Source organism: Pseudomonas sp. HY2-MNA-CIBAN-0224, from assembly GCF_040310285.1.
GTDB lineage: Bacteria > Pseudomonadota > Gammaproteobacteria > Pseudomonadales > Pseudomonadaceae > Aquipseudomonas > Aquipseudomonas helleri.
In genome coordinates this window covers 32,149-45,342 of sequence record NZ_JBEOPQ010000049.1, presented here as the reverse complement: position 1 = coordinate 45,342, position 13,194 = coordinate 32,149, and the positions used below count along the sequence as shown (strand labels likewise).

Below are 13,194 nucleotides of genomic sequence, written 5' to 3'. Positions count from 1 at the left end.
ATCCGGAAGGCAAACTTAGCGTCTGCCACCCTGATATGTGCGTTTGTCGGGCAAAGCGAAAGACAGTTGGCTCCTACCCTCACGCCGCGCTGCGCTTGAGCATGCGCCGCATCTTCCATTCGAAGGCCAAGGTCAGGCCCACCGAGGCAAACGCCAGGCCCATAGCCAAGCCCCACCACACGCCTGTCGGGCCCCAGCCGAAGGTAAAGGCCATTAGCCAGGCGGTCGGGGCGCCGATCACCCAGTAGCAGAACAGGCCAACCAAGAAGGTGGTCTTGGCATCCTTGAGCCCACGGATCGCGCCCATGGCGATGGTTTGCGTGCCATCAAACAATTCAAACCAGGCCGCCACTGCCAGCAGGCTGACCGCCAGTTCAAAGACGGGCCGGAAGGCCGGGTCGCTGTGGTCCAGAAACAGGCCGATCAACTCGTTAGGCCAGAACCAGAACACCACCGAAAACCCCAGCATCACCGCCGCACCAAAGCCAATGCCAACCCGGCCCGCCAGACGTGCACGGAGCAAATCCGCAGCGCCATAGTGCTGGCCGATGCGCATGGTGATCGCGTAGGACATCCCGGCCGGCACCATGAACGCCACCGAAACGATCTGCAAAGCAATCTGGTGAGCCGCTAATTGCGTACTGCCCATGGTGCCCATGCACAGCGCCGCGAAGGCAAACAGCCCGACCTCAACCGCGTAGGTGCCGCCAATCGGCAGACCGAGACGCCATAATTCGCGCAGATAAGTCAAATTGATCCGCGACAGGCCTTGGCGAATCGGATACGCGTCGTAGGCCGGATGGCGGCTGATATGCCAGGCCAGGCCCAACGCCATGCAGGTCGCCACAATAGCCGTAACCAGACCAATGCCCATCAGGCCCAGCTTGGGCAGGCCGAACATCCCGGTAATCAGCGCGTAATTGAGCAAGAAGTTGGCCACGGTGCCGATCAGACTGATGACCATCACCGGCGTCGCCCGCCCCATGGCGCTGGTAAAGCCGCGCAAGGCCATGAAGGTCATGTAGCCGGGCAAGGCCAGCGGCAGCAGGAGCAAAAATTGCCCGGCGGCCTCAACGTTGGTCGGGGTCTGACCAAACAGCAGCAACAGCGGCTTGATGTTCCACAACATCAGCGCACCGACCAGCGCCAGCGCCCAGGCCAGCCACAAGCCGGCTTGCGTGAGGCGGGTCGCGCCTTCGATGTCACCCGCGCCCTGGCGAATCGACACCAGCGTACCGACCGCCGCAATCACACCAATGCAGAAAATCGACACGAACGAATAGGTCGCTGCCCCCAGGCTGCCACCGGCCAAGGCTTCCGGACTCAGGCGCGCCATCATCAGGGTGTCGGTCAGCACCATCAGCATGTGCGCCAACTGCGAGGCAATCAGCGGCCCGGCCAGCCGCAAAATGGCCCAGAGTTCGATACGTACTGGATGCTGTTTGGTCATCGGTCAGATTTCTTTGTGTGCGTTGAAAGGCTTGATTCTCGGCGTGTTGAGTGTTTTAAGCAAAAGGATAAAAAAGATAAGTGGCATGATTAATACTCATGCTACTTAGCGTTTTTACAGTCTAGATATGTCGCGCAATAGGAATAATCCTCATGTCTCGTAGCCTTCCTCCGCTTTATGCCTTGCGTGCTTTTGAGGCAGCAGCCCGGCACAGTTCGTTTACCCGCGCGGGAGAAGAGCTGTCGATCACCCAAAGCGCCGTCAGCCGGCATATCAAAACCCTTGAGGCGCATTTTGCCTGCCGACTGTTTCAACGTAATGGCCGTACCTTGCAACTCACCGAAGCCGCGCGCCTGTTACTACCGGGGGTGCGGGAAGGTTTCGCGGCGCTGGAACGCGCGTGTATTACCTTGCGCGCCGAAGATGACATCTTGCGCATGAAGGCGCCTTCGACCCTGACCATGCGCTGGCTGCTGGCCCGCCTGAGCCGCTTTCGCCACTTGCAGGCGGGCAACGAGGTGCAACTAACCAGCGCCTGGATGGACATCGACCATGTGGACTTCAATCAGGAGCCTTTCGACTGCGCGGTGTTGCTGGGCAACGGCCACTTCCCGCCGGACTGGGAGGCCACGTTGTTGTTTGCCGAAATGCTGATCCCGGTGGGCGCCCCCAATCTGCTGGACGAACAGCCATGGGACGCAAAACGGCTTGCCGGCACCGAACTGTTGCACCCTACGCCAGACCGTCGGGACTGGCGGCGCTGGCTCGATTGCATGGGCCTCAGCGGCCAGGTCTCGCTCAAGGGCGGGCAAGTGTTCGACACCCTGGAACTGGGCATGATCGCCGCCGCACGCGGCTACGGCATTTCCATGGGCGACTTGCTGATGGTGGCCGAGGACGTTGCCCAAAACCGCTTGAGCCTGCCATTCCCCACGGCCGTGGCCAGCGGTGAAAACTACTATTTGGTCTGGCCCAAAACCCGGCCCGGCGGCGAGCGCTTGCGCCGCCTGAGTGACTTTTTACTGCATGAAGTGGCGGTGATGGAGCTGCCGGCGGTGGAGCAACGGCAGTAAAACCGTAGCACTCAGCCACTCACTGGCCGGTACTGCAACGCCTCCGCCAAGTGCTTGCGTTCAATGGATTCGACCTGTTCCAGATCCGCCAAAGTACGCGCCACTTTCAATAAGCGGTGCGCGGCCCTGAGTGACAAGGTCATGCGTTCGCATGCGGTTTCCAGCCAGGTGTTGTCCACGTCAGTCAGGGTGCACTGGGTTCGCACGCCGGGCAGGTCGAGAAACGCATTGGTACAGCCCTGGCGTTGCAACTGGCGCTCGCGCGCCGCCGCGACGAGTCCAGCGGCGTTGGCGGTGGTGTCTGCCGAGGCGAGCGGGGGGTTGAGCGCGGTGGTTTCACGGGCCACGGTCAGGTGCAGGTCAATGCGGTCGAGCAGCGGCCCGGAGAGTTTGTTGCGGTAGCGCTGGACCTGTTCCGGGGTGCAGCGGCAACGCCCCGTCGGCTCCCCCAGATAGCCGCACGGGCAGGGATTCATGGCGGCGACCAGTTGAAAGCGCGCCGGAAAACGCATGCGGTCCCGCGCACGGGCGATCACGATAAAACCAGATTCCATGGGTTCTCTGAGTACTTCGAGGACTTTACGATCAAACTCGGGCAGTTCATCCAGAAACAACACCCCGTGGTGCGCCAGGGTGATTTCGCCAGGCTGCGGTTTTGAGCCGCCGCCCACCAGCGCCGGGCCGGAGGCCGAGTGGTGTGGCTGACGAAACGGGCGCTGCGGCCAGCAACTCAACGGCACATGGCTGGCAACCGACTGGATGGCCGCCACTTCCAGCGCCTCTTGCTCGTTGAGCGGTGGCAGCAAGCCGGGCAGGCGGCTGGCCAGCAAGGTTTTGCCGGTGCCCGGCGGCCCGGTAAAAAGCAGATTGTGGCTGCCTGCGGCGGCGATCAACAGCGCCCGCTTGGCCGACAGTTGGCCCTGCACATCACTCAAATCGGGATACGGCTTGCTCACGTGCAACAGGCCGCTGGCCACATAGGGTTCAATCACCACGCGGCCAGCAAAATGCGCCACGGCTTGCAGCAAATGCTCGACGGCGATCACTGTCAGCCCCGAGGCCAGACATGCCTCTTCGGCGTTCGCCAGCGGCACCACCAAAACCCGGCCCGCCGCCCGCGCCGCCAATGCGGCAGGCAATACGCCCTGCACGGGCCGAATGGCCCCCGACAGCGCCAACTCACCCAAACACTCCACTTGCTCCAGCGCCTTGATGGGCAATTGCCCGCTGGCGGCCAGAATGCCCAGCGCGATGGCCAAATCAAAACGCCCGCCGTCCTTGGGCAGGTCGGCGGGCGCCAGATTGAGGGTGATACGACGCGCGGGAAACTCCAGGCTGGAATTGATAATCGCGCTGCGGACCCGGTCTTTGCTTTCTTTGACTGCGGTTTCCGGCAGCCCGACCAAGGTCAGGGCGGGCAACCCATTGGCCAGATGCGCTTCGACCGTCACCACGGGCGCCTCGACGCCCACTTGGGCGCGGCTATACACAATCGCCAGAGACATGACTCATTCCTTGAGTTCGCAAAGCACGCATCGTGCGCGAATCAGCGGCCAAGGGTAGCGGGGAATGGATACCGGATGTGACGGTTACCCCCTTTCGGAGCGAGCTCGCCTCGCGATCTTTTGATTTTTTAAAAGATCGCGAGACAAGCTCGCTCCGACAGGCGCACTGAACGCTTACTGCGGGCCTTGTTTGTGAATCAAAGCCGCCAGCGCTTCGTACTCTTCTGGCAACAAATCGGTCAACGGGGTGCGCACCGGGCCTGCGCTGTGGCCAGAAATGGTCGCCCCGGCCTTGACGATACTCACGGCGTAGCCTGCTTTGCGGTTGCGGATGTCCAGGTACGGCAGGAAGAAGTCGTCGATGAGTTTGCCCACGGTGTCGTGATCTTCGCGGGCAATGGCGTGGTAGAACTCCATCGCGGTTTTCGGGATGAAGTTGAACACCGCCGAGGAATACACCGGCACGCCCAACGCTCTGTACGCTGCGGCGTAGACTTCTGCAGTCGGCAAACCGCCGAGGTAGCTGAAGCGGTCGCCGAGACGACGACGGATCGAGACCATCAGTTCAATGTCGCCCAGGCCGTCCTTGTAGCCGATCAGATTCGGGCAGCGCTCGGCCAGGCGCTCCAGCAGCGGCGCGGTCAAACGGCAGACGTTGCGGTTGTAAACCACCACACCGATGTTCACCGACTTGCACACCGCCTCAACGTGGGCGGCCACGCCGTCCTGGCTGGCTTCGGTCAGGTAATGCGGCAACAACAGCAGCCCTTTGGCGCCCAGGCGCTCGGCTTCTTGCGCGTATTCGATGGCCTGACGGGTAGAACCGCCGACACCGGCCAGAATCGGCACGCTGGTGGCGCAGGTATCGACCGCGGTTTTGATCACTTGCGAGTATTCGCTGGCCGCCAGGGAGAAAAACTCACCGGTGCCGCCTGCCGCGAACAGGGCCGATGCGCCATACGGGGCCAGCCATTCCAGGCGCTTGATATAGCCCTCACGGTGAAAATCACCCTGAGCATTGAAATCGGTGAGCGGAAAAGACAGCAGGCCAGACGAGAGGATGGACTTCAGTTCTTGTGGATTCATTATTCGAACACCCTGAGTAATACGCTTCAGAAAGACCTCAGCCAGTGCTGATGTCGTATGTCATCGTACAACATAGAATTGAAACGCTCAAGAACACGAATACCGTCTCGCTTTTGTCACCTGTTCAATCTTTGACACTCACCTATACAGGTCCTGCTAACCGCCCGCTTTTGAGGATCCCCTTCAGTTTTTAAGGCATTCAGAACACACCTCAATTAAATCAGCAGGCGCTCGTATTTTTCCTGATTTCAGTGCAGATTGCCGATTGCGAAAACCAATCTCGTTGTCATACCATGTCGTACAACAATAGTAGGCGTAGAATGACTCTCTGCGAACCTCCACAACAGGCGGGTATTTTCATGAGTTTCGAAAGCCAGCGCGTCAAACAGATCTCTTCGTCCCCCAGCATGGTTATTTCCATGCGCGCCAAAGAATTAGCCAGCCAAGGCCGCGACATTGTCGACATGAGCCTGGGCGAACCTGACTTCGACACCCCTGCGCATATCATTGACGCGGCCTGCCAGGCCATGCGTGACGGCCATACCCGCTACACCGCCCCCCAAGGCACCCTCGCCCTGCGCCAGGCGATCTCGCGCAAACTGCTGCGCGAAAACGGCCTGACCTACAGCGTCGATGAAATCAGTGTCGGCAACGGCGCCAAGCAGGTCATTTTCAATACGTTCATGGCCACCCTCGAAGCCGGCGACGAGGTGATCATCCCGGCGCCATACTGGGTGTCCTATTCCGATATTGTCACGCTCAATGCCGGCACCCCACGCGTGGTGCACTGCGGCATCGACGTCGGCTTCAAGCTCAGCCCGCAGGCGTTGCGCGCCCAACTCAACGACAAATCGCGCTGGCTGATCCTCAACACACCGTCCAATCCGAGCGGCGCCATCTACACCGAAACCGAGCTGCAAGCCCTGGGCAAGGTGCTGGAGGACTTCCCCACTGTGCTGGTGATGTCCGACGAGATTTACGAGCACGTGTTGCTGGCTGACCAGCCCTTCGTCTCCTTCGCCACCGCGTGCCCGCAACTGCGCGAACGCACCCTGTTGATCAACGGCGTGGCCAAGGCGTATGCCATGACGGGCTGGCGCATCGGCTACGCCGCCGGCCCCAAAGCGCTGATCGCAGCAGTCAGCAAGATCCAGTCGCAAAGCACCTCAGGCGCAAGCGCCATCTCTCAAGAGGCGTCCCGCGCCGCGCTGGATGGCCCGCAAGACTTCGTCGCCAGCAGCGCCCGCGAATACGCCGAGCGCGGCCGCTTGTTGGTCGAAGGTCTGCGTGAATGCGCCGGGTTGCGTATCGACGCGCCCGCCGGTGCGTTTTATGCCTTCCCGGAATGCAGCCAGTTGCTGGGCCGCGTCAGCCCTCAAGGGCAAGTCATTCGCAATGATGTTGAACTGTCTGCGTATCTGCTCGATCACGCTGGGGTCGCTGTGGTACCGGGTTTGGCCTTTGGCCTGCCAGGGTACTTTCGGCTGTCGTTTGCGACCTCTCGCGACCACATAAAAAAAGCTGTTATCCGTATCAACGAAGCCCTTTCAGCCTTGCGCTAAAACCTTCGTCCTTTGCTGTGCAAAAGCTGCCATAAAAATAGTCGGAGATCCCCATGTTCGATCACAAGAAAAAGCTGCTTGCCCTTATTGTCGGTGCTTGTCTGTGCACCGCTGTTCAGGCTGAAGACCTCACCGGAACCCTAAAAAAAATCAAGGAATCAGGCACCGTTACCCTCGGGTACCGTGACGCCTCTTTGCCTTTTTCTTATCTGAACGATGACCAGCAACCCATCGGCTACAGCATCGAGCTGTGCCAAAAAATCGTGGACCAGATCAAGGTCAAAGTCGGCGAACCCAACCTCAAGACCCAGTACGTCTCGGTGGTTGCAGCCACCCGCACGCCTTTGCTGATCAACGGCACCATTGACCTGGAATGCGGCGTCACCACCAACACCGTTGAGCGCCAAAAACAAATCGGCTTCCTGTTCACCAGCTATGTCGCCAGCGCCAAATATGCGGTGAAGAAAGCCTCCGGGCTCAACAGTGTTGCTGACCTCAAAGGCAAGGCCGTGGTGGTGATTACCGGCGGCAGCGGTGAGTGGATCACCAAAAACCTCAACCGCGAAAAAGACCTGGGCCTGAAGATCCTCAACGCCAAGGACAGCGGCGAAGCCTTCTTGATGCTGGAGACCGGCCGCGCCGTCGCTTACATCAACGACGACGTGCAGTTGATGGCCACCATCGCGCAAAGCCGCAACCCGAATGCCTACACCTTGCTGCCCGAGCCTATGTCTGCCGAGCCGTATGCCATCGGCATTCGCAAGAACGACCCGCAGTTCAAAACCTTTGCCGACGGCGTCTTGAGCCAGCTGTACAGCTCTGGCGAGATCGATACGATTTATCCGAAATGGTTCCTCAAACCCATCCCGCCCAAAGACATCGTGATCAACCTGCCGATGAGTGACGCCTTGATAAAAGCCATCGCCAACCCGAACGACACCGGCGTCTGATTCCACCGTCTCAAGCGTTCTGATTCCAGCCAGTCAAAGACAAGGAGGCGCTTGGTTGGCCGGGAGCAGAGTGTGCAACGACCTCTATCTCCTTCAAAGGTTGGTGCTTCATGGATTACAACTGGAACTGGAGTATTTTTTGGGAGCACGCTCCCGGAGAGTCTTCGTCGTATCTGCATTGGCTGATTACCGGCACCAGCTGGACGTTGGCCACCACACTGGCGGCGTTCATCCTGGCGTTTTTGATCGGTGGTTTGGTGGGCACCCTGCGCACCACAACGCTGCGCCCCGTGGTGTGGCTGTGCAACCTCTACACCGAAGTGTTTCGCAATATTCCGCTGCTGGTGCAGATGTTCATCTGCTTCTTCGTCCTGCCCGAGTTATTACCCGTTTCGGCCGGGGATTACCTCAAGCAGGATTTGCCCTACCCGTCGTTTTTCAGTGCGGTGGTGGCATTGACCCTGTTTACCTCGGCCAAGCTTTCGGAGCTGTTCAAGGCCGGCATTGAATCGGTGGCGCACGGGCAGCGCGGTGCGGCGCTGGCTTTAGGCCTGCGGCCCTACCAGATGTACCTTCAAGTGCTGTTGCCACAAGCGATCCGCGTGGTCTTCCCGCCACTGACCTCCGAGGCGTTGAACACCCTCAAGAACTCATCGGTGGCGCTGACCATCGGCCTGATGGAGCTGACCGCGCAAGCGCGAAACATCAGTGAATACTCGTTCAACACCTTCGAGGCATTCAGCGCGGCGACCCTGATTTATGTGGTCATTTCGCTGCTGGTGACCTTCGTCATGGGCCATATCGAACGTTCCCTGACCATTCGCGGCGCGACGAGGTAGTCATGTTTGATTTAGATCCGAGCGTTATTGTCCGGGCCATGCCGGCCCTGTGGAACGGCCTTAAATTCACCTTGCTGCTGACCTTTGTCGCCATGTCGGTGGGTATCATCACGGGCACCTTGCTGGCCATCATGCGCCTGTCGCACAACCGCGTGCTGCGTGGATTTGCCCTGGGTTACGTCACCGTCATGCGCAGCATCCCGCTGGTGCTGGTGATTTTCTGGTTCTACTTTTTGATGCCGCTGTTGCTGCAAATGACCTTCGGCACTGAACGCCCCGTGCAGATCGGCCCGGTGGTCACGGCCTTTGTGACGTTCTGCCTGTTCGAGGCGGCGTACTACAGCGAAATCATTCGCGGCGGCATCCAGAGCATCAGCCCCGGCCAGAAGCAAGCGGCGGCGGCACTGGGCCTGCGCCCGGCACAAGCGATGTTCTACGTGATCCTGCCGCAAGCCTTGCGGCGCATGGCGCCGCTGTTGCTGACCCAGACCATCATTCTGTTTCAAGACACCTCATTGGTGTACGTGCTGTCCATCGCCGACTTCACCGGTGCCGCGAGCAAATTCGCGCAGCGTGACGGGCGTCTGGTCGAGCTGTATCTGTTCGTTGCCTTGGTCTATCTGGTGATCTGTTACCTGCTGTCCAGCCTGAGCAAACGCCTGAAAACAAACGTAGGGAAAACCGCATGATCCAGATGAACAACCTGAGCAAATGGTACGGCAACTTCCAGGTCTTGAAGAACTGCACCACTGAGCTTGCCCGCGGAGAAGTGGTGGTGGTGTGCGGCCCCTCCGGCTCAGGCAAGAGCACCCTGATCAAATGCGTCAACGGCCTGGAGCCCGTGCAAGAGGGCGATATTTTCATCGAGAACCAGCCGGTGACCGGCAAGGGCGTCGATTTGCCCACGTTGCGCGCCAAGGTCGGGATGGTCTTCCAGCATTTCGAACTGTTCCCGCACCTGAGCATTATCGACAACCTCAACCTGGCGCAAATCAAGGTCTTGGGCCGTGACCGCCACGCGGCGACCAAAAAAGGCATGGCGCTGCTCGAACGCGTGGGCCTCAAGAGCCACGCCCACAAGTACCCCATTCAGTTGTCGGGCGGTCAGCAGCAGCGCGTCGCCATTGCCCGGGCGCTGGCCATGGACCCCATCGCCATGCTCTTCGATGAACCAACGTCAGCGCTGGACCCGGAGATGGTCAACGAAGTCCTGGACGTCATGGTGGAACTGGCGGGCGAGGGCATGACCATGATGTGCGTCACCCACGAAATGGGCTTCGCCCGCAAAGTGGCGGATCGCATCGTGTTCATGGACGGTGGCGAGATTATTGAAGATGTGAAATCAGAAGAGTTCTTCAGCGCGCCGCGCTCAGACCGCGCTCGCAGCTTTCTGTCCAAGATCTTGCAGCACTGATAGATCTGTGGGAGCGAGCTTGTCTCGCGATCTTTTAAACCGACAAAAGATCGCGAGGCAAGCTCGCTCCTACGGTTGCACCGCATCCGGGCATTACTCGGTGGGCGGCAGCAACCTGGCTTCCAGTTCGGCCACTTTGGCCTCAAGGCTTTCAAGGCGCGCGCGGGTGCGGGCGAGGACGACCATCTGGCTGTCGAATTCTTCGCGGCTGACCAGGTCCAGTTTGCTAAAGCCACTTTGCAGCAAGGCTTTGAACTGGCTTTCGATTTCGTTGCGCGCCAGCGCGGTGTCGCCACTGAACAAACGTGAGGCTTGGCCACTCAGGGCGTCGAGAAAATCTTTGGGCGCGAGCATGGGGCAGGTCCTTAAAACAGATGGCGGTGAGTGTATCACGCAGTGTCAAAAGGGCATTGCCTGCCCGGCCTCGCACATTTATTGGGCATACCCCCGCCCACCTACGCACTGTTTGCGTGCACAAAACCTCTGCGAAATCAGGCACAACGCCACCAACTGGCAATAAGTACCTGAAATTACTGAATTTTCCAGACATGGCAAGGTTTCTGCTTAGTTGCTCATGACTCATGTACTGATGCAGTTGCTATGACGATGGCAGTGCGGCAGGTGGTTCAGGGAGTGCTTGCGTCACCAGCGACTGATGCACGTTGCGCGGCCTGAAGAAGGTCAACGAAGCGTTACAAAGCCAGACACTGCGCATAGACTTGAGCCGGGTTTGTTTTCCTGGGGCAAGTCCACCAATTCGGGAGAAGTTTCATGAAGCTAGTCACCGCCATTATCAAGCCGTTCAAATTAGACGACGTGCGCGAGTCGCTGTCTGAAATCGGCGTGCAGGGCATTACCGTTACTGAGGTCAAAGGCTTCGGCCGGCAGAAAGGCCACACCGAGCTGTATCGCGGTGCGGAGTACGTGGTCGACTTTCTGCCAAAGGTGAAGATTGATGTCGCTATCGACGACAAAGATCTTGACCGGGTTATCGAGGCGATAACCAAGGCTGCCAACACCGGCAAGATTGGTGATGGCAAGATTTTTGTAGTCAATCTGGAACAGGCTATTCGCATCCGTACCGGCGAAACCGATACAGACGCAATCTAAGCCGCCAAACCCCAACGCCCCAGGAGAAAACACTATGACTCTGCGTAAAATCGCAGGGCTCGGAGCCCTGTTGTCCGCTGTATTGCCTGGCCTGGCCATGGCGGCGGATGAAGTGGCTGCTCCAGTCCTCAACTCCGGCGATACCGCCTGGATGCTGACTGCAACGGCTTTGGTGCTGTTTATGACCATTCCCGGCCTGGCGCTGTTTTACGGCGGCATGGTGCGCTCCAAAAACCTTCTTTCTGTGATGATGCAGTGCTTCGCCATTACCGGTCTGATCAGCATCCTGTGGGTCATTTATGGCTACAGCATCGCGTTCGACACCACGGGCATGGAAGCGGGCGTCACCAACTTCAACTCGTTCATCGGCGGCTTCGGCAAGGTGTTCCTGGCGGGCATCACCCCGGCCAGCATCACAGGCCCGGCGGCGTTGTTCCCGGAAGCGGTGTTCGTCACCTTCCAGATGACCTTTGCCATCATCACCCCGGCCCTGATCGTCGGTGCGTTCGCAGAGCGCATGAAGTTCTCGGCCATGCTGATTTTCATGGGCGTGTGGTTCACCCTGGTGTATGCGCCAATCGCCCATATGGTCTGGGGCGGCCCGGGCAGCTTGCTGGGTGACTGGGGCGTGCTGGACTTCGCGGGCGGCACCGTGGTGCACATCAACGCCGGTATTGCAGGCCTGGTCGCGTGCATCGTGCTCGGCAAGCGTAAAGGCTACCCAACCACGCCTATGGCACCGCATAACCTGGGTTACACCCTGGTCGGCGCGGCCATGCTGTGGATCGGCTGGTTCGGCTTCAACGCAGGCTCGGCAGCTGCCGCCAACGGCACCGCCGGTATGGCGATGCTGGTAACCCAAATCGCCACCGCCACTGCCGCACTGGGCTGGATGTTCGCCGAGTGGATTACCCACGGCAAGCCAAGCGCACTGGGCATCGCCTCGGGCGTGGTAGCCGGTCTGGTTGCAATCACCCCGGCTGCAGGCACCGTCGGCCCAATGGGCTCGATCGTGATCGGTCTGGCGGCAGGCGTTATCTGCTTCTTCTGCGCCACCAGCCTCAAGCGCAAGCTGGGCTATGACGACTCGCTGGACGCATTCGGCGTGCACGGTATCGGCGGTATCGTCGGCGCCATCCTCACCGGCGTGTTTGCAGCACCAGCACTGGGTGGCTTCGGCACCGTGACGGACATCGGCACACAAGTGTGGATCCAGTTCAAAGGTGTTGCCTTCACTGTGATCTACACCGCGGTGGTGACGTACGTCATCCTCAAAGTGCTGGATGCCGTGATGGGCCTGCGAGTTAACGAAGAAGAAGAGGCTGTTGGCCTCGACCTGGCACAGCACAACGAGCGTGGTTACAACCTGTAATCCGCCCTTTAAAAAAATACCCGGCTTGCCGGGTATTTTTTTACCTGAAATCTGGCGCTATTCGCTGCGATGAAATGATTTTTCTGATCACTTTAGGCTCAGATCAGTTCTACGCTTGTTTGTAGGAAGAAGGCTTACGTGACAACTCGACTATTAGCCGCTTTGCTTTTTTATTCAGCACGCTAGAATGCGCGCCAAGGGGCGAAAAACAGCCCCTGGCAGGACGAAGGCGAGGATAAGCACCCGACGCTTTCAAGGCCCGCAGCTCGGGCTACGGGCAACGTGTTTACCTGAACGAGCAGCGCGATATCGCGAAACTCGATAAGTTCTCGTCACCTTAATCGATGAAGAGACTTGAGCCTCGGTTTGCCCAAGGCTACTTTTTCACCAGCGGCAGTCGATACTGGGTGCAGCTGGTCTATAACTAATCTGCTTTACGCAAGTCATGGGGTAGAACATGAGCGACGATGATCTGGAAAATGATGACCTCGAAGTAGGTGACGAAGACGAGAACGAAGAAGGCCTCGACGCGGCAGCCGAAGACGTTGCAGACGACGACGCTGGCGACGATGCGCCGGTCCCTGCGGCCAAAGGCAAATCCAAGGCTGCGGTGTCGGTTGATGACCTGCCCAGCATTGAAGCCAAAAACAAAGAGCGTGATGCTCTGGCTCGCGCCATGGAAGAGTTCCTCTCCCGGGGCGGTAAAGTGCAGGAAGTCGAGGCGAACGTGGTGGCTGACCCACCCAAAAAGCCTGACAACAAGTACGGCAGCCGCCCTATCTAAGGCCAGCTCCATTGCTTGAAGAAAAAACCCGCCGTCGCTGCGGGTTTTT

The 13,194-nt window shown here is 59.1% G+C and carries 13 protein-coding genes; 9 read left to right on the top strand and 4 right to left on the bottom strand.

What is annotated here, in order from left to right; translation table 11 throughout:
- Positions 1 to 79 precede the first annotated feature (79 nt).
- The gene (locus AAEZ03_RS19375; RefSeq protein ID WP_048372533.1) at positions 80 to 1,450 is read right to left on the bottom strand and encodes a NorM family multidrug efflux MATE transporter; all 1,371 of its coding nucleotides are present in this window, start codon (positions 1,448 to 1,450) and stop codon (positions 80 to 82) included.
- Positions 1,451 to 1,602: 152 nt separating this feature from the next.
- Between AAEZ03_RS19375 and AAEZ03_RS19370 the strand changes: the two genes are divergently transcribed.
- The gene (locus AAEZ03_RS19370; protein ID WP_123750667.1) at positions 1,603 to 2,523 is read left to right on the top strand and encodes a LysR substrate-binding domain-containing protein; all 921 of its coding nucleotides are present in this window, start codon (positions 1,603 to 1,605) and stop codon (positions 2,521 to 2,523) included.
- Between the two features lie 11 nt (positions 2,524 to 2,534).
- Here AAEZ03_RS19370 and AAEZ03_RS19365 read toward each other — a convergent pair whose 3' ends face one another.
- Positions 2,535 to 4,028: a YifB family Mg chelatase-like AAA ATPase gene (locus AAEZ03_RS19365; protein WP_278938653.1), complete on the bottom strand. Its 1,494-nt coding sequence runs from the start codon at positions 4,026 to 4,028 to the stop codon at positions 2,535 to 2,537.
- Positions 4,029 to 4,202: 174 nt separating this feature from the next.
- Positions 4,203 to 5,114 (bottom strand): 5-dehydro-4-deoxyglucarate dehydratase, encoded by a 912-nt coding sequence (gene kdgD, locus AAEZ03_RS19360; RefSeq protein ID WP_123750665.1) that lies wholly within the window; start codon positions 5,112 to 5,114, stop codon positions 4,203 to 4,205.
- Between the two features lie 359 nt (positions 5,115 to 5,473).
- On the opposite strand from kdgD, the gene AAEZ03_RS19355 reads away from it, so the two are divergent.
- From AAEZ03_RS19355 to AAEZ03_RS19335, 5 genes are all read left to right on the top strand, one after another.
- Positions 5,474 to 6,676, top strand: coding sequence for a pyridoxal phosphate-dependent aminotransferase (locus tag AAEZ03_RS19355; protein ID WP_350580812.1), 1,203 nt, complete (start codon positions 5,474 to 5,476; stop codon positions 6,674 to 6,676).
- A 53-nt stretch (positions 6,677 to 6,729) separates the two neighbouring features.
- Positions 6,730 to 7,626, top strand: coding sequence for an amino acid ABC transporter substrate-binding protein (locus tag AAEZ03_RS19350; protein ID WP_350580810.1), 897 nt, complete (start codon positions 6,730 to 6,732; stop codon positions 7,624 to 7,626).
- Positions 7,627 to 7,736: 110 nt separating this feature from the next.
- Positions 7,737 to 8,465 (top strand): amino acid ABC transporter permease, encoded by a 729-nt coding sequence (locus tag AAEZ03_RS19345; protein WP_048372545.1) that lies wholly within the window; start codon positions 7,737 to 7,739, stop codon positions 8,463 to 8,465.
- A 2-nt stretch (positions 8,466 to 8,467) separates the two neighbouring features.
- Entirely contained in the window at positions 8,468 to 9,154 is a 687-nt protein-coding gene (locus tag AAEZ03_RS19340; protein ID WP_123750661.1) for an amino acid ABC transporter permease, read from the top strand.
- Positions 9,151 to 9,879: an amino acid ABC transporter ATP-binding protein gene (locus tag AAEZ03_RS19335; protein WP_123750660.1), complete on the top strand. Its 729-nt coding sequence runs from the start codon at positions 9,151 to 9,153 to the stop codon at positions 9,877 to 9,879. The genes AAEZ03_RS19340 and AAEZ03_RS19335 overlap by 4 nt, the downstream gene beginning before the upstream one ends.
- Positions 9,880 to 9,972: 93 nt before the next feature.
- Here AAEZ03_RS19335 and AAEZ03_RS19330 read toward each other — a convergent pair whose 3' ends face one another.
- Entirely contained in the window at positions 9,973 to 10,233 is a 261-nt protein-coding gene (locus tag AAEZ03_RS19330) for an accessory factor UbiK family protein (RefSeq protein ID WP_048387176.1), read from the bottom strand.
- 417 nt (positions 10,234 to 10,650) lie between these two features.
- Here AAEZ03_RS19330 and glnK point away from each other — a divergent pair, with 417 nt between their 5' ends.
- From glnK to sutA, 3 genes are all read left to right on the top strand, one after another.
- Complete coding sequence (glnK, locus tag AAEZ03_RS19325) at positions 10,651 to 10,989, top strand: P-II family nitrogen regulator (RefSeq protein ID WP_002555808.1); 339 nt, start codon at positions 10,651 to 10,653, stop codon at positions 10,987 to 10,989.
- Positions 10,990 to 11,023: 34 nt separating this feature from the next.
- Positions 11,024 to 12,361: an ammonium transporter gene (locus AAEZ03_RS19320; RefSeq protein ID WP_153391026.1), complete on the top strand. Its 1,338-nt coding sequence runs from the start codon at positions 11,024 to 11,026 to the stop codon at positions 12,359 to 12,361.
- A 457-nt stretch (positions 12,362 to 12,818) separates the two neighbouring features.
- Entirely contained in the window at positions 12,819 to 13,145 is a 327-nt protein-coding gene (gene sutA, locus AAEZ03_RS19315) for a dormancy-specific transcriptional regulator SutA (protein WP_350580804.1), read from the top strand.
- The last annotated feature ends 49 nt before the right edge of the window (positions 13,146 to 13,194 follow it).